Annotated in this window: 18 protein-coding genes; 15 read left to right on the forward strand and 3 right to left on the reverse strand. The window is 60.6% G+C overall.

Annotation, left to right across the window (positions count from 1 at the left end; translation table 11 throughout):
• Nucleotides 1–63: 63 nt before the first annotated feature.
• From purB to C5L10_RS24285, 3 genes are all read left to right on the forward strand, one after another.
• Nucleotides 64–1,371 (forward strand): adenylosuccinate lyase, encoded by a 1,308-nt coding sequence (gene purB, locus C5L10_RS24275; protein WP_105431746.1) that lies wholly within the window; start codon nucleotides 64–66, stop codon nucleotides 1,369–1,371.
• A 31-nt stretch (nucleotides 1,372–1,402) separates the two neighbouring features.
• Nucleotides 1,403–1,957, forward strand: a complete 555-nt coding sequence (locus C5L10_RS24280) for an alpha/beta hydrolase (protein ID WP_046667124.1) — start codon at nucleotides 1,403–1,405, stop codon at nucleotides 1,955–1,957.
• Between the two features lie 483 nt (nucleotides 1,958–2,440).
• On the forward strand, nucleotides 2,441–4,675 hold the full coding sequence (locus tag C5L10_RS24285) for a bifunctional diguanylate cyclase/phosphodiesterase (RefSeq protein WP_245448149.1): 2,235 nt from the start codon (nucleotides 2,441–2,443) through the stop codon (nucleotides 4,673–4,675).
• Nucleotides 4,676–4,753: 78 nt separating this feature from the next.
• On the opposite strand, the gene C5L10_RS24290 is transcribed toward C5L10_RS24285, so the two are convergent.
• The gene (locus tag C5L10_RS24290; protein WP_105431748.1) at nucleotides 4,754–5,068 is read right to left on the reverse strand and encodes a DUF1476 domain-containing protein; all 315 of its coding nucleotides are present in this window, start codon (nucleotides 5,066–5,068) and stop codon (nucleotides 4,754–4,756) included.
• A gap of 498 nt (nucleotides 5,069–5,566) precedes the next feature.
• Between C5L10_RS24290 and purC the strand changes: the two genes are divergently transcribed.
• The 12 genes from purC (at nucleotide 5,567) to C5L10_RS24355 (ending at nucleotide 14,403) form a co-directional block, all read left to right on the forward strand.
• Entirely contained in the window at nucleotides 5,567–6,331 is a 765-nt protein-coding gene (gene purC, locus C5L10_RS24300) for a phosphoribosylaminoimidazolesuccinocarboxamide synthase (RefSeq protein ID WP_046606788.1), read from the forward strand.
• A 16-nt stretch (nucleotides 6,332–6,347) separates the two neighbouring features.
• A complete protein-coding gene (gene purS / locus C5L10_RS24305; protein WP_007770062.1) occupies nucleotides 6,348–6,590 on the forward strand; it encodes a phosphoribosylformylglycinamidine synthase subunit PurS in 243 nt (80 codons plus the stop codon).
• A 17-nt stretch (nucleotides 6,591–6,607) separates the two neighbouring features.
• Nucleotides 6,608–6,865 (forward strand): hypothetical protein, encoded by a 258-nt coding sequence (locus C5L10_RS24310; protein WP_105431750.1) that lies wholly within the window; start codon nucleotides 6,608–6,610, stop codon nucleotides 6,863–6,865.
• Nucleotides 6,862–7,542, forward strand: coding sequence for a phosphoribosylformylglycinamidine synthase subunit PurQ (purQ, locus tag C5L10_RS24315; RefSeq protein WP_105431751.1), 681 nt, complete (start codon nucleotides 6,862–6,864; stop codon nucleotides 7,540–7,542). The genes C5L10_RS24310 and purQ overlap by 4 nt, the downstream gene beginning before the upstream one ends.
• 56 nt (nucleotides 7,543–7,598) lie before the next feature.
• Nucleotides 7,599–7,997 (forward strand): hypothetical protein, encoded by a 399-nt coding sequence (locus C5L10_RS24320; RefSeq protein ID WP_105431784.1) that lies wholly within the window; start codon nucleotides 7,599–7,601, stop codon nucleotides 7,995–7,997.
• Nucleotides 7,998–8,217: 220 nt separating this feature from the next.
• Nucleotides 8,218–8,772: an acyloxyacyl hydrolase gene (locus tag C5L10_RS24325; protein WP_046667128.1), complete on the forward strand. Its 555-nt coding sequence runs from the start codon at nucleotides 8,218–8,220 to the stop codon at nucleotides 8,770–8,772.
• Between the two features lie 160 nt (nucleotides 8,773–8,932).
• Nucleotides 8,933–11,140 carry a phosphoribosylformylglycinamidine synthase subunit PurL gene (gene purL / locus C5L10_RS24330; protein WP_105431752.1) on the forward strand — a complete coding sequence of 736 codons (2,208 nt, stop codon included), beginning with the start codon at nucleotides 8,933–8,935 and terminating at the stop codon, nucleotides 11,138–11,140.
• 157 nt (nucleotides 11,141–11,297) lie between these two features.
• Nucleotides 11,298–11,975, forward strand: coding sequence for a hypothetical protein (locus C5L10_RS24335; protein WP_105431753.1), 678 nt, complete (start codon nucleotides 11,298–11,300; stop codon nucleotides 11,973–11,975).
• A gap of 107 nt (nucleotides 11,976–12,082) precedes the next feature.
• Nucleotides 12,083–12,319, forward strand: coding sequence for a BolA family protein (locus tag C5L10_RS24340; protein WP_007770085.1), 237 nt, complete (start codon nucleotides 12,083–12,085; stop codon nucleotides 12,317–12,319).
• 3 nt (nucleotides 12,320–12,322) lie between these two features.
• Entirely contained in the window at nucleotides 12,323–12,571 is a 249-nt protein-coding gene (locus tag C5L10_RS24345) for a hypothetical protein (RefSeq protein WP_105431754.1), read from the forward strand.
• 157 nt (nucleotides 12,572–12,728) lie between these two features.
• The gene (grxD, locus tag C5L10_RS24350) at nucleotides 12,729–13,064 is read left to right on the forward strand and encodes a Grx4 family monothiol glutaredoxin (RefSeq protein WP_007770088.1); all 336 of its coding nucleotides are present in this window, start codon (nucleotides 12,729–12,731) and stop codon (nucleotides 13,062–13,064) included.
• Between the two features lie 91 nt (nucleotides 13,065–13,155).
• Complete coding sequence (locus C5L10_RS24355; RefSeq protein ID WP_371411980.1) at nucleotides 13,156–14,403, forward strand: multidrug effflux MFS transporter; 1,248 nt, start codon at nucleotides 13,156–13,158, stop codon at nucleotides 14,401–14,403.
• Between the two features lie 61 nt (nucleotides 14,404–14,464).
• Here the strand turns inward: C5L10_RS24355 and C5L10_RS24360 are convergent, their stop codons facing one another.
• Nucleotides 14,465–15,289: an inositol monophosphatase family protein gene (locus tag C5L10_RS24360; RefSeq protein WP_105431755.1), complete on the reverse strand. Its 825-nt coding sequence runs from the start codon at nucleotides 15,287–15,289 to the stop codon at nucleotides 14,465–14,467.
• Between the two features lie 49 nt (nucleotides 15,290–15,338).
• Nucleotides 15,339–16,205 (reverse strand): tRNA 2-thiocytidine(32) synthetase TtcA, encoded by an 867-nt coding sequence (ttcA, locus tag C5L10_RS24365; protein WP_105431756.1) that lies wholly within the window; start codon nucleotides 16,203–16,205, stop codon nucleotides 15,339–15,341.
• Between the last annotated feature and the right edge of the window lie 2 nt (nucleotides 16,206–16,207).

Genomic DNA, 16,207 nt, shown 5'->3' on the forward strand with positions numbered 1-16,207 from the left:
CTTGAGCTTCGCCGCGCTTCTTGCTACAGCGCAGCCGACACTCGTGAAGGAAACGACAAGCCCATGATCCCCCGTTACTCGCGGCCCGAAATGGTCGCCATCTGGTCGCCCGAAACAAAGTTCCGCATCTGGTTCGAGATCGAGGCTCATGCCTGCGATGCGCTTGCGGCAATCGGCGTGATCCCGAAGTCGGCAGCGGAGACGATCTGGGCAAAGGGTGGCTCGGCCACGTTCGACGTTGCCCGCATTGACGAGATCGAAGCCGTCACCAAGCATGACGTCATCGCCTTCCTCACCCACCTCGCCGAATTTGTCGGTCCCGACAGCCGCTTCATCCATCAGGGCATGACGTCCTCCGACGTGCTCGACACCTGCTTCAGCGTGCAGCTGGTGCGCGCTACGGATCTGCTGCTTGCCGGTATCGACAAGCTGCTCGAAGCGCTGAAGCGCCGCGCCTTCGAGCACAAGGACACGGTCACGATCGGTCGCAGCCACGGCATCCATGCCGAGCCGACAACGTTCGGCGTCAAGCTCGCCCAGGCCTATGCGGAATTCGACCGCAACAAGACGCGCCTGCTCGAAGCCCGCGACGAAATCGCCACCTGCGCGATTTCCGGCGCCGTCGGCACCTTCGCCAACATCGACCCCCGTGTCGAGGAACACGTCGCCGCCGCCCTTGGCCTGAAGCCGGAGCCGGTCTCGACCCAGGTCATTCCGCGCGACCGTCACGCCATGTATTTCGCGATATTGGGCGTCATCGCCTCGTCGATCGAACGCCTGTCGATCGAAGTCCGCCACCTGCAGCGCACCGAGGTCCTAGAAGCCGAAGAGTTTTTCTCGCCGGGCCAGAAGGGCTCGTCGGCCATGCCGCACAAGCGCAATCCGGTGCTGACCGAAAACCTGACGGGCCTTGCCCGCATGGTGCGTTCCTACGCATTGCCGGCCATGGAGAATGTCGCCCTCTGGCACGAGCGGGACATTTCGCACTCTTCCGTCGAGCGCATGATCGGCCCGGACGCGACCGTGACGCTCGATTTCGCATTGGCGCGCATGACCAGCGTGATCGACAAGCTGCTCGTCTACCCTGAGAACATGATGAAGAATATGAACAAGTTCCGTGGTCTTGTTCACTCGCAGCGGGTGCTGCTTGCCCTTACGCAAGCCGGGATCTCCCGCGAGGACGCCTATCGCCTCGTGCAGCGCAACGCGATGCGGGTCTGGGAAGAAGGCAAGGACTTTCTCGAGGAGCTGCTGGCGGACCAGGAAGTGCGTGCCGCACTGTCCGAAGAGGACCTGCGCGAAAAATTCGATCTCGGCTATCACACCAAACACGTGGACACGATCTTCCGCCGGGTCTTCGGCGAGGCTTGATCTTGACCCTCCGCGAACACAGATAGGCGCCATGAAGGCATCCGAAGCAGATATATTGATCGTCCCCGGCTACACCAATTCCGGACCGCATCACTGGCAGACCCGTTGGGAGCAGAAGCTGACGACGGCCCGCCGGGTCGAGCAGGACGAATGGTCAAAGCCGGTGCGCGAGGACTGGATTGCACGGGTCGCCGAAGAGGTGAACTGCGCGACGCGGCCCGTCGTCATCGTCGCCCATTCGCTCGGCATCCCGACCGTCATTCACGCCATTCCGCTGTTCACGAAACCGGTGGCCGGCGCCTTTTTCGTGGCCCCGCCGGAGGTGGACAATCCGTCCATCCGGCCCAGGCACCTGCAGACCTTCGGCCCCTACCCGCGTGACCCGCTTCCCTTCCCGTCTCTGACGGTCGCAAGCCGCAACGATCCCTTCGGCTCTTACGAACATGCGGATGACATCGCTTCCGCCTGGGGTTCGATGCTGGTCGACGCCGGGGAAGCCGGGCACATCAACCAGGATTCCGGCCATGGGCCGTGGCCGGAAGGAACAATGGTTTTTGCCCAGTTCCTCGGTCGCCTCAAGCCTTGAGAATACGACGGAATAGGCGTTGGCCCCTAATTTTCGGGTGCGTCAATTCGAACAGCATTTTTAAGCTGGACTTAATTGACACTTGCTAAGGTACGCGCTCGTTTTCTAGCGCGCCAGGCTGTGCCGATGCCGTCAAATGTTCTCTCACGCCTATTGGACTCCGACCCGGGGGACGAGATCGGCGTTCTTGAGACGGTATTTCAGGCGGCTCCCTTCCCGATTGCCATCATCGATCATGCCGCTGTGCTGCTGTTCGCAAACAGCACATTCAAACGCGAATGGATCGGCGAAGGCGAGCCGCCGACTGCCCTGTCGGCCCTCCTGCATCCCGACGACCAAACCAAAGTCCTCCTGGCGATCCAGGGGCTGCACATCGATTCCCCAGCGGAACGTATGGAACTGCGCATCGTGAGCCCGGCCGGTTCTCAGCGATGGGTGGTGGCAACCGTCACGCCGCTCGGGAAAAATTTCAAAGGGCAGTGCATGTTTGCGGCCCACCTGACTGACATCACCGACCAAAGGCGGCAGTTCGAAGAACTTGCCGAACGCGAAAGCCGCTGGGACAACGCGCTGGTCAGCTCCGTCTCAGGCGTATGGGACCATAATTACGCGACCGGCCAGAAATATTACTCGCCGGTGTGGCGGCAGATCCGGGGAATGTCGGCGGAGGACCCGCTGGCCGCCAGTACGGAGGAATGGCTCAAGCTTGTCCATCCGGACGACCATGCGCGAGTCATCCATGCCATGGAGCGGCAGATCGCCGGGGATCCCGCCTACGCCGTCTTCGACTATCGCGAACGCCACAAGCAGGGGCACTGGGTCTGGATCGAATGCCGGGGCGCCTGTGTCGAATGGGACGCCAACGGCAAGGCGATCCGCGTGGTCGGCACGGACACGGACATCACCGCCCGGAGGGCCGCGGAGGAGACAACGGCGCAGATGTCGCGGCGGCTCGACATGGCGCTCGAAATATCCGGCATCGGCGTCTACGAATCCGACTTCTCCACCGGCGAGGTTGAATGGGACGAACGGATGTTCCGGATCTACGGGCTGGAAAAGAGCGAGGAAGTGAAGATCGGCGGTCTCTGGGAGAGCTTCCTGCACCCGGAGGATGCCGCACGCGTCCAGGCAAACGTCTCAGCCCATATCGATGAGGGCAAACGTTTCTCGGACCAATACCGCGTGATATTGCGGGACGGCTCCGAACGCGTCGTGCGCACCCGCACCATGTCTTTCATCGACGGTAACGGTCACCAGAAGATGGTCGGCGCCAACTGGGACGTCACGGCCGACGTGACGCTTCACCGAGAGCTCGAACGGGCAAAGACCCTGGCCGAGGCGCGCAACCGCGAACTCGAAGCCGCCCGCAGCAGCATCGAGCACAATGCGATGCACGACTACCTCACCGATCTCCCCAATCGGCGTTATCTCGACGAGATGCTAGATCGCATGGCGGCGGAATGCGCCCGCGACCGACACGGCATCGCCATCCTCCATATCGACCTCGATCGCTTCAAGCAGATCAACGACACGCTCGGCCACAGTGCCGGCGACATGATGCTGAAGCATACGGCGAAAGTTCTCAAAGGCACAATCCGCAGGGAGGATTTCGTCGCCCGTATCGGCGGCGACGAGTTCGTCATCCTGTCGAAATTCGAAGGATCGCCGCGCAAGCTCTCGCAATTGGCCGACCGCATCATCAAGGAGCTGCGCAAGCCGGTATCCTACGAGGGCCACGACTGCCGTTTCGGCGCCAGCATCGGCATCGCCTGCCATACGGGAGCGGATGTGGATGCGAGACAGCTTCTCCTGAACGCCGATATCGCGCTCTACCGGGCCAAGAACCGGGGCCGCAACCGGCATGAATTCTTCTCTGCCGAGACCCAGAACGAGATCATCAGCACCAAGCGCATTTCGGACGAGATCCTTCTCGCTCTCGAGCGCGACGAGTTCATTCCGTATTATCAGCTGCAGTTCGATGCGAAGACGCTGGAGATCGCCGGCGTGGAAACGCTGGCGCGGTGGATGCACCCGGAACGCGGCATGCTATCTCCGGACAAGTTCCTCGATATGGCCGAGGAACTCGACGTTGTCTCGGTGATCGACGGGACCATCCTCGACAAGGCGCTTGCCGATTTCCGGGACTGGCGCGCGCAAGGCCTTGCGATCCCAAAACTTTCGGTCAACGTTTCCTACCGGCGGCTGCGCGATGCCTCGCTGTCGCGCAAGCTCAGGAAACTCAGGATAGAGCCTGGCACGGTATCCTTCGAGCTGCTCGAATCGATCTTCCTCGACGACTGCGACGAGGATGTCCTGAAGAACCTGGCGCGCATCAGGAAGCTCGGCATCGAGATCGAGATCGACGACTTCGGCACCGGCCACGCCTCGATCATCGGCCTCCTGCGGCTCAATCCACGTGCGCTGAAGATCGACCGTGAGCTCGTCCGTCTCGTCTCGCAGTCGCAAAAGCAACGGAAGATGGTCGGATCGATCATCGAGATCGGCAAATCGCTGAATATCGAGGTTGTCGCGGAAGGCGTCGAGACCACCGAACAGATCCGCATCCTGCGCGATCTCGGCTGCGACATCCTGCAGGGTTATGCGCTCGCAAGGCCGATGCCGCGCAGCAGCATTCCGGATTTCATACTTTCCGGCCGCTGGCGCCCCGGCGAAAGCCGGCAGCCCGACAGCCGCAAGCGGCACCCCACCCGCGACTGAGAGCTCGACTTTGACGGGCATAAAGAAAAGCCGCGCCCGACAGGACGCAGCCTTCATATCAGGCTTTGAAGAAGCTGGTTACTGGTTCTCGATCTGATCAATCGCCTGAGCCAGAAGCTCCACCATCTTGGTGCGGATGTCCTGGTCGGAAATGGAGACGCCGCCGGCATCGAGATCGCCGCGTAGTTTGCGGAACACGTCCTCGTCGCCCGCCTCCTCGAAGTCGGCAACGACGACTTCCTTTGCGTAAGCATCGGCATCCGCCTTGCCGAGCAGGCCGGCTGCCCAGAGGCCGACGAGCTTGTTGCGGCGGGCGAGCGCCTTGAACTTCAATTCCTGGTCCAGGGCAAACTTGTTTTCAAAGGCTTTTTCGCGATCGCTGAGGCCACTCATCTCGGGTCTCCCAAAGTGAACTTTATAGAACCCCCATAATCACAAAGAGGAGCCAAGCGCAATTGGCGGGATGTCGATTCCGGCAGAGACGGAAGCGGAATCGTGGCAGGCAGTTGACGAATGCGAATTCCGCGCAGGGAACCTGCGCCGGGTGATCTTTCTCCGCGTCCTTCCTCAGCCGTGTGCGCCAGCAGGTCAGACCGGAATTGCTATACCGTCTGCGTCGAATTCATGACGCAATTTGATGGCTAAGTCCTGCGGAGCCTCCCTGCTTTTCCTGTTTATTACCGCCCTTTCAGCCCGGGCGCCCCCAGTTGTTAGAGCAAAACCTTCGAGAAGCCGTGTAATCTGAAGCTCACTGATTCCTGGTTGCGCGTCGCAACCCCTCGCCCACAAAGGTTTGGAGGCCCGCATTGTGAAACCCGTTCTTTTCCGATAAGGGACCGCTCAACATCATCCATTGCGTCCGCCAGGGGCGCCAACAATGAGACAAGAATCATGAACCGTCGCCGCCGTATCTACGAAGGCAAGGCCAAAATCCTTTATGAAGGCCCCGAGCCCGGCACGCTGATCCAGTTTTTCAAGGACGACGCCACTGCCTTCAACAAGAAGAAACATGACGTCATCGACGGCAAGGGCGTGCTCAACAACCGCATCTCGGAATACCTCTTCACCCATCTGAACAAGATCGGCATCCCGACGCATTTCATCCGCCGGCTGAACATGCGCGAGCAGCTGATCAAGGAAGTGGAGATGATTCCGCTCGAGATCGTCGTACGCAACGTCGCCGCCGGCTCGCTCTCGACCCGCCTCGGCATTGAGGAAGGCATGGTCCTGCCGCGCTCGATCATCGAGTTCTACTACAAGTCCGATGCGCTCGCCGACCCGATGGTTTCCGAGGAGCACATCACGGCTTTCGGCTGGGCGAACCCTGCCGAACTTGATGACATCATGGCGCTCGCCATCCGCGTCAACGACTTCCTGTCGGGGCTCTTCCTCGGCGTCGGAATCCAGCTCGTCGACTTCAAGATCGAATGCGGCCGCCTGTTCGAAGGCGACATGATGCGCATCATTCTCGCCGACGAGATTTCGCCGGACAGCTGCCGCCTCTGGGATATCGAAACCAGGGAAAAGATGGACAAGGACCGTTTCCGACAGGATCTGGGCGGGCTTGTCGAAGCTTATTCGGAAGTCGCGCGGCGTCTCGGCATCATCAATGAGAACGAACCTGTCCGCGGCACCGGGCCGGTTCTCGTCAAGTAATCTGGGGGTTGGATCAGTGATCAAGGCACGCGTGACGGTCACGCTCAAGAACGGCGTTCTCGATCCGCAGGGCAAGGCCATCGAAGGCGCGCTCGGCAGTCTCGGTTTTTCCGGCGTCGGACATGTGCGCCAAGGCAAGGTCTTCGACCTTGAACTCGAGGGCACCGACAAGGCGAAGGCCGAGGCGGACCTCAAGGCCATGTGCGAGAAGCTGCTGGCAAACACTGTGATTGAGAACTATACTATCGCCCTCGACTGACGGTTGCGGAGCGTGTGATGGCCGAGATCACAAGTGAATTGATGTATGAGCTTCTTAAGAAGATTCATCAGCGATTTGATAAAGTCGAGCTATCAATTGGTGAATTGCGAGCCGACCACATGACCTTGAGAGGACAGCTTCACGTTCTCCAAGGGGATGTGAATAATCTTCGCGTCACGGTTGGGCATATTGAAAACCGACTTGACCGTATCGACAACCGCCTCGAACTGCGCGAGCTCGCCGAGGCCCAGGCAAGGTTTGAACTGCACCCATGAAATCCGCCGTCGTTCAGCTTCCCGGTCTCAATCGCGATCGCGACATGATCGCCGCCCTCACCAAGATTTCCGGCAAGGCGCCGATCACCATCTGGCAGACCGAGACCGATATTCCGGATGATGTCGATCTCATCGTCATTCCGGGCGGTTTTTCCTATGGCGACTATCTGCGCTGCGGAGCGATTGCAGCCCGTATGCCGGTCATGCAGGCAATCAGGGACAAGGCAGACAAGGGTGTCAAGGTGCTCGGCGTCTGTAACGGTTTCCAGATCCTCGTCGAAGCCGGCATGCTGCCCGGCGCCCTGATGCGCAATTCCTCGCTGAAATTCGTCTGCAAGGAAGTGAAGCTCGAAGTGGTCAATGCCGAAACGGATTTCACCCGGGCCTATGAAAAAGGCCAGGTGCTTCGCTGCCCGGTCGCCCATCACGACGGCAACTATTTCGTCGATGGGGAGACGTTGTCCGGCATGGAAGATCGCGGCGAAATCGTCTTCCGTTATGCGGAAGGCACCAACCCGAACGGCTCCCTGAACGACATCGCCGGCGTCATGAACACGCGCGGCAACGTGCTCGGCATGATGCCGCATCCGGAAAACCTGATCGAAGCCGCCCATGGCGGCAATGACGGGCGCGGGATTTTCGCCTCGGCGCTCGATGTGATCGCCGCGACCGCCTGAACCTTCATCTTATCCGGATCGATCCCAGAATGATCGAAACCACGTCAGGACGTTTGATGCCGTTCACTTATCGTCTGCTCGCTGCATTTCCTCTCGCCGCCCTTGGTATAGCGCTTTCCGCCTGCCAAACGGAACGTCCGGCAGAGGTGACGGAGAACCGTGCGGCGCTGCCGACGATGGAGCGTGTGGCGATCGCCGCCAATAGCTGCTGGTTCAGGTCGGGCGACGCGGCCTTCAAGCCCTATCGGCTCGCACCGGAACTCAACTCCTTCTCCGGCCGGCCGCGCATTCTCGCCGTGCCGCGCAACAGTCCCGAATCGCGCCCGATGCTGGTGGTGCAGGCGGAGGGCAACCCCGCCCGTCTCGACGCTTTCGGTCCGATGATGGGCGGCCCGGAAGGCGAAAGAATCAAGCGCGATGTGCTCCGCTGGGCCCGCGGCGCGAGCGGCTGCTGATATTAACCATTTGAATTTACATCTCTGTAAACAATCTGTTGCAGCTCTGCACCGGCGCGCCCGAATCTTTGCGTTTTTTCGCCACAAGTCATAACGGTCGGTGAACCGGCGCTGGACGGGCGCTACCCGTCATTGTACCACTTTCGTCATCGAGAAGCGGGCGGCCCGTATCGGGATCGCGCCAGCCGCAGAAAATCGCGGCGCGTATGAGGGCGATGGAATGAACAAGGCAATTTTCGGATCCGTGGTCGGTGCAATCCTGGCGGTGTCGGCGCTGTCTTCCGCCGCCGTTGCGCAGGAGCGGCTGTTCGACGAAGTGCGAATCGGCGTTTCCGGTTCGATCCAGAGCAAGAGCACCTTCGAGAAGGGCGCATTCCCGTCCGCCACCGTCTTCTTCGACCCCTTCGACCAGCGCCATGCCCAGAGCTTCATGGACCACATGCTGCGTCCGCGCGTCCATGTCGGGGCGATCGTGTCGACGGCAGGCGAAGCGAGCCAGGTCTTTGCCGGCTTCACCTGGACGGCACCGATCACCGACAAGATCTTCGTCGATCTCGGCTTCGGCGGCGCCTTCAACAACGGCAACCTCGACAAACCGAACGACGGTCCGAAGCTCGGCTGCCATGTGCTCTTCCATGAGTCGCTCGGTCTCGGTTACAACATCACCAACAACTGGCGCGTCCTTGCGACCGTCGAGCACTCTTCGAACGCCGATCTATGCGATCACAACGACGGCCTCTCCTACGCAGGCATCGCGGTCGGCTACAAGTTCTGATCCCAATAGAGTATTTTCCAACTGAGGCGCCGGTTTTCCGGCGCTTTTTGTTTTCCGGCCGCCACGCCGTACCGCAGCATGGCAGTATTTTCCTGTCGCGCCGCATTGCGACATAGGTTAAAGAGCGCCAAGAGCTTGGCCCTTCAATCCAGAGAAGATCATGACCATCCCGAACAGTATCGCGATCACCCCTGAACTCGTCGCCTCGCATGGCTTGAAGCCCGACGAATATCAGCGGATTCTCGATCTGATCGGCCGCGAGCCGACATTCACGGAACTCGGTATCTTCTCGGCCATGTGGAACGAGCACTGCTCCTACAAATCCTCGAAGAAATGGCTGCGAACACTACCGACCAAGGGGCCGCGCGTCATCCAGGGGCCGGGCGAGAATGCCGGCGTCGTCGACATCGATGATGGCGATTGCGTCGTCTTCAAGATGGAGAGCCACAACCACCCGTCCTATATCGAGCCCTACCAGGGCGCGGCGACGGGTGTCGGCGGCATCCTGCGCGACGTCTTCACCATGGGCGCCCGCCCGATCGCGGCCATGAACGCGCTGCGCTTCGGCGCGCCCGATCATCCGAAAACCAAGCATCTTGTGTCCGGCGTCGTTGCCGGCGTTGGCGGTTACGGCAACTCCTTCGGCGTCCCGACGGTCGGCGGCGAAGTGGAGTTCGATCCGCGCTACAACGGCAATATCCTGGTCAACGCGTTTGCGGCCGGGCTTGCCAAGTCGAATGCAATCTTCCTGTCGGAAGCCAAGGGCGTCGGGCTGCCGGTCGTTTATCTCGGCGCCAAGACCGGCCGCGACGGTGTCGGCGGAGCCACGATGGCATCGGCCGAATTCGACGAGTCCATCGAGGAGAAACGCCCGACCGTTCAGGTCGGCGACCCCTTCACCGAAAAATGCCTGCTGGAAGCCTGCCTCGAACTGATGGCGACCGGCGCGGTGATCGCCATCCAGGACATGGGTGCGGCCGGCCTCACCTGCTCGGCTGTCGAAATGGGCGCCAAGGGCGATCTCGGCATCGAACTCGACCTCGACAAGGTGCCGGTGCGCGAGGACCGGATGACGGCCTACGAAATGATGCTTTCGGAAAGCCAGGAGCGAATGCTCATGGTGCTGCAGCCGGAAAAGGAAGAGCAGGCGAAAGCGATCTTCGTCAAGTGGGGTCTCGATTTTGCGATCGTCGGCAAAACCACCGACGACCTGCGCTTCCGTGTGCTGCATCAGGGCGAAGAAGTCGCCAACCTGCCGATCAAGGATCTCGGCGACCAGGCCCCGGAATACGATCGGCCGTGGGTCCAGTCGGATGCTCGCGCACCCCTGCCCGCCTCGCAGGTCGCGGCACCCGCTGACTATAACCAGGCCCTGTTGAAGCTCATCGGTTCCGCCAACCAGTCCAGCCGCCGCTGGGTCTGGGAGCAGTATGACACGCTGATCCAGGGCAATTCACTGCAGCGTCCGGGCGGCGATGCCGGCGTCGTGCGCATCGAAAGCCATCCGACCAAGGCGCTGGCCTTCTCGTCCGACGTCACGCCGCGTTATGTCGAGGCCGATCCGTTCGAAGGCGGCAAGCAGGCGGTCGCCGAATGCTGGCGCAATATCGTCGCCACCGGCGCGGAACCGCTCGCCGCCACCGACAACCTCAATTTCGGCAATCCGGAAAAACCGGAAATCATGGGCCAGCTGGTCGGCGCCATCAAAGGCATCGGCGAAGCCTGCAAGGCGCTCGATTTCCCGATCGTTTCCGGCAACGTGTCGCTCTACAACGAGACCAACGGCGTCGCGATCCTGCCGACCCCGACGATTGCCGGTGTAGGCCTCCTGCCCGACTGGCAGAAGATGGCGAAGATCGGCTCTGCCAACGACGGCGACAAGCTGATCATGATCGGCACGGACGGCAGCCATCTCGGTTCTTCGGTCTATCTGCGCGACATTCTCGACACGATCGACGGCCCGCCGCCGGAAGTCGATTTGAAGGCCGAGCGCCGCAACGGCGATTTCGTCCTCTCGCTTATCCGCAACGGCCAGGTGACGGCCTGCCATGACATTTCCTCGGGCGGTCTTGCGATCACGCTTGCCGAAATGGCGATGGCGTCGGCCAAGGGTATGAAGGTCAGCCTCAAGGAACAGCGCGGCCCGGCCCATGGGCTGCTGTTTGGCGAAGACCAGGCCCGTTATGTGATTGCCGTGCCAGCTGATCTCGCCAATTTCGTGCAGGCAAATGCTGAAGGCGCAGGCGTGCCCTTCCGCACGCTCGGCACGGTCGCGGGCGACAGCCTGGTGGTGGACGACCTCATCAGCATTGCGGTGCCGCAGCTTACCGAGGCTCATGAAAGCTGGTTCCCTACCTTCATGGCTTAACCCATCCGGATCAGCCTGCAGCCATAACCGCGGTTTCCAGATCGCGGTTTGTTTGCACAGGTGAACAAAATTTGAAGCCTGAGGGATTGATGGACTCGGGCTGTCCCGATAAGCATTGCGGCTTTCTGAATTAGGAAAGTAAGCGCAAAAAATGCTTATGCCGATTTTGACCTGGTTGAGGTCATCGGGCCCGACCTGGCACTACAAGCGCATCTGGCTCGATGCACTGATCATCACCCTTTGCCTGAACGTTCTGGCTTGGATGGTTTTTTCGAAGATGGGTATGACTACCCACGATATCTTCAATGAAGACGGCCCCATCGAAGACATTCAGTCTGCTTCACTTGCCATCACCGCCCTTTTTGCCGTTATGGCGGCATTGGGGACGCGGATATTGGCCCGTTTCGTCGCAATCACGACGGCCTGCATCTCCATCGTCTTCTTCATGCGCGAGATGCCAATATGCCGCGACAATGTGACAGTTTATTGCGTGTCGAAGACCTGGCTGCCGATTATTATCGGCGCGGCCGCTCTTATCCTGCTGATCGCGACGATCGTGTTCGAATATCGCCATAGAGGAGGCCTTCTGCGAGCCATTCATCCGCGCCTTTCCTGGCCGCTGGCCATGGTTGCCGGCGTTCTCGCCTGCAGCCAACTTGCCGAGCATTTCGATATCGTCGTGATGGAGGAGAGCATCGAATCCTACGGTTTCATGATCCTGACCCTGAGTTCCGTCTGGCTTTTCCGCTTCTCCCGCACGCAGCATCTTCCACCGCTCAGAACCCGAGCCAAAGCCAGCCTCCATAAGGTGAAACACGTATTCTTGCACCATTGAGGCGGAGCTGTTCGATCCAGCTTTGACCGGAGAGCAGCTTTGAGGCAGTGTATCTTGACAAAAGGTTCCGCGGTCTTGAGTCCCGCGGAGAGAAAAGGGATGACATCATGGCTATGAGACCCGGTGAAATCGAAGACCTGATCAAGGCCGGCATTCCCGGTGCCAAGGTCACCATCCGGGATCTTGCCGGCGACGGCGACCATTATGCCGCGGAAGTGGTGGCGGAAGCGTTCCGGGGAAAAAGCCGGGTGCAGCAGCACCAGATGGTCTACGAGGCTCTGAAGGGCAATATGGGCGGCGTGCTCCACGCGCTGGCACTGCAGACTTCGGCTCCGGCGGAGTGAGCGATGCCTGACCTGATCAAGGAGATCGTTACCGGCCTGGTCGAGACTGCCCTGAAGGAACTTCTCGGCAAGTCGCATGGCCGTACGCCCGCCAAACGCAAGAAGCGGCAGATCCGCTCGGCCACTACCGGACGTTTCGCCAGGAAGACTGCACGCACCAAGACCGCAGCCACACGCGCAGCGAAGCCGGCGACGAAACAGGTAAGCCGTCGGCGCACGACGGCAAGCCGCAGCAAGCAGCGCAGCCGCTGACCTCAATGTACCCGGTCCATGGGGTTAAACGGCAGTCATGCGAGGCAATAAGCGCCTTCCGACGGACTATTCCGCTGGAATTCCCGATGCCACGTTGCTATTTAAGGCAGATGACGCAGCGCAGCGGCCCTTGAAACCGCATGTGAAAGGATAGGACATGAGCGGAATTACCGATTTTATCGCCAACGAAGTGAAGACCAATGACGTGGTTCTCTTCATGAAGGGCACCCCGCAGTTCCCGCAGTGTGGCTTCTCGGGCCAGGTCGTGCAGATCCTCGACTATCTCGGCCTGGACTACAAGGGTGTGAACGTGCTCGCCGATGCGGAAATCCGCCAGGGCATCAAGGACTATTCCAACTGGCCGACCATTCCGCAGCTTTACGTCAAGGGCGAATTCATCGGCGGTTGCGATATCGTCCGCGAGATGTTCCAGTCCGGCGAACTGCAGACTCACCTGCAGGAACAGGGCATCAGCGTCCGCGGCGCGGCCTGAGATCTTCCGGGCTCCAGTCCGGGATTTTTATAAGATATTTTCAAGGCGCCGCCCCCAACGGCGCCTTTCACGTTGTTTTTAGGAAGCTGCTGTGACCAATCCTTCACAAACGGCCCCGGACCGCCTGCGCGGCATGGGCCGGGTCGAATTCATCGCGATGATGGCGATGCTGATGGCCATCAATTCGCTCGCCATCGACATCATGCTCCCTGGCCTGCAGGAGATCGGAGCCTCGCTCGGCGTCGTCAACGAGAACCATCGGCAATATGTCGTCTCAGCCTATCTCTTCGGCCTCGGCGCTGCGCAGATCATCTACGGATCGATCTCCGACCGTTTCGGTCGCAGGAACCCGATGCTCTTCGGCCTCGGCCTCTATTTCGTCTGTGCGGTCGGCGCCGTCGTCGCGCCATCGTTCGGAGCGCTGCTGGCCCTTCGCTTCATCCAGGGTGCCGGAGCGGCCGCAACACGGGTGATCTCTATTTCGATCGTGCGCGACGTATACGGTGGTCGCGCCATGGCGGAGGTCATGTCGCTGATCATGATGGTCTTCATGGTCGTGCCGGTCATCGCACCAGCAACAGGCCAGGTGATCATGCTGTTCGGCAACTGGCACCTGATTTTCGTGTTCATGGCAGTCGCCTCGCTCTGCATCGGCTTCTGGATGTATTCGCGCCTTCCGGAAACGCTCGATCCGGCGGATGTGCGTCCCTTCACCATTTCCTCGATCCTGCACGCCTTCCAGATGGTTCTGACCAATCGCCTCGCCCTCTGCTACACGATTGCCAGCACATTCATCTTCGGGGCCCTGTTCGGCTTCATCAATTCGGCCCAACAGATTTATGTCGGAATCTACGACGTCGGCGTCTGGTTTCCGGTGGTCTTCGCCTGCGTGGCGGTGTTCATGTCTGCCGCATCCTTCCTGAACGCCAAGTTTGTTGGGCGTTTCGGCATGCGGCGCCTTTCGCACGGCTCGCTGTTTGGCTTTATCGGCATCACGTTCGTTTGGATGCTCGTGCAGATCTTCGGGCCTCAACCCATGCCGCTCGTGATCTTCATCGTGTTTTTCGGGCTCGCCATGTTCCAGTTCGGCTGGATCGGCTCGAACTTCAATTCGCTCGCCATGGAGCCGCTTGGCCATGTCGCCGGAACGGCGTCCGCCGTACTCGGCTTCATGAGCACGGTCGGCGGCGCGCTGATCGGCGTCGCGATCGGCCAGGCCTTCGACGGTACGGCACTGCCCCTGGTCGCAGGCTTCTTCACCGTCTCGATCATCGGACTGATCTTCGTGCTGATCGGCGAAAAGGGAAAACTCTTCCAGCCGCATAATCCGAAGATCTGACCTACATTCCCCAACGAAAAAGGCCGGAGCAATCCGGCCTTTTCTTTTGATGGCCGCTATTTCAGTGGCCGATGATCTCGTTGCGCAGCATCTGCCAGCTTTCCTTGTCGGTGGCGAGCAGCAGCCCGCCATCGACATGGTGCGGCATGTAAGGAGAGCCGTCGAAGCGCGCCACGTAACCGCCAGCCTCCGTGCCGATCAGCGTGCCGGCCAGATGGTCCCAGGGCATCAGCTTGTTGTAGAGCACGAACTGCACATGCCCGCCGGCAAACGTGCGGTATTCATGGGCCGAGCAGCGATAGTTGGCGAAGAACCGGACCTTGGCGAGATTGCCGAGGATCCGCTCCCGCTCGCCGCCGAAGAAATACCCGGGCGATGCCATGCCGATCATGGCTTCGATCGGCCGGGCGTCGGCGACCGAAAGCCGGATCGCCTCGCCGTCCGGCCGCCTCATGAACGCGCCGGCGCCCCTTTCTGCCATCACCCAGTCGTCGCCCATCGGATCGTAGATGATCCCGGCGACGGTCTCGCCCTTCCAGACGACCGAGGCCATGACGCCGAAGGCCGGGATGCCCGAGGCGAAGTTGAAGGTGCCGTCGACCGGATCGACGACGACGGCGAAATCCGCATCGGCAAGCTTGGCGAGCAGCGACGGATCGGCCGCCACCGATTCCTCGCCGACGAAGAGCGCGCCGGGCGCAAAGGCTTCGAGTTCGCGGCGGATCATCCGCTCAGCGGCCTCGTCAGCCTCGGTCACTAGGTCGGACGGCTCGCTCTTTGAACGTACATCGGCGCTGCCGAGTCGCCGGAAACGCGGCAGGATTTCGGCCTTGGCGGCAAGGCGCAGAAGATCGGCAAGCTTCGTGATGTCGAGCGGAAGGGTCATGACGTGGTCTCTTGGGGATTGGTGCGGGAAGACTGGGTTCGGGAGGAATTCAGAGGTTTTGAGCGGCTTGCAGGCCGGAAAAATCGAAGAGCTTCGGATCGAGCAGGTGCGACGGGTTCACGTGGGCGAGCGCCCGCAGCATCGTATCCTTGCGGCCCGGCATGCGGGCCTCGATATCGGCAAGCATCGCCTTCATGGAATTGCGCTGCAGGCCATCCTGCGAGCCGCAGAGATCGCAAGGGATGATCGGGAACTGCATGGCGGCGGCGAATTTGGTCAGATCGTCCTCGGCGCAATAGGCAAGCGGCCTCAGCACCATCACGTCGCCCTCGTCGTTCAAGAGCTTTGCCGGCATCCCCGCGAGCCTGCCTCCATGGAAAAAATTCATGAAAAAGGTTTCGAGTATGTCTTCCCGGTGATGGCCGAGCACCAGAGCATCGCAGCCCTCTTCGCGGGCGATCCTGTAGAGGTTGCCGCGCCGCAGCCTGGAACAGAGCGAACAATAGGTGGCGCCTTCCGGGACCTTTTCCTTCACGATCGAATAGGTATCGCGATATTCGATGCGGTGCTTCACGCCGATCGAGGCGAGGTATTCCGGCAATATATGCTTCGGGAAGTTCGGCTGGCCCTGGTCGAGATTGCAGGCCAGGAGTTCCACGGGCAGAAGGCCGCGCCATTGCAGATCGAGCAGCACGGCGAGCAGCGAATAGGAATCCTTGCCGCCGGAGAGACCGACCAGCCAGCGTTTCTGGCCGTTCAGCATGCCAAAATCGTCGAAGGCCTGCCGCACCTGCCGGAGCAGGCGCTTGCGCAGCTTGTTGAACGAGACCGAGCTCGGCGCATCCCTAAAGAGCGTCGGCACGAGGCCGTTTTCGACCTCGTCCAACTCGTTGTCGATCTTGGCCGTCACGCCCATTG

Source organism: Neorhizobium sp. T6_25 (assembly GCF_002968555.1).
Taxonomy (GTDB): Bacteria; Pseudomonadota; Alphaproteobacteria; order Rhizobiales; family Rhizobiaceae; genus Neorhizobium.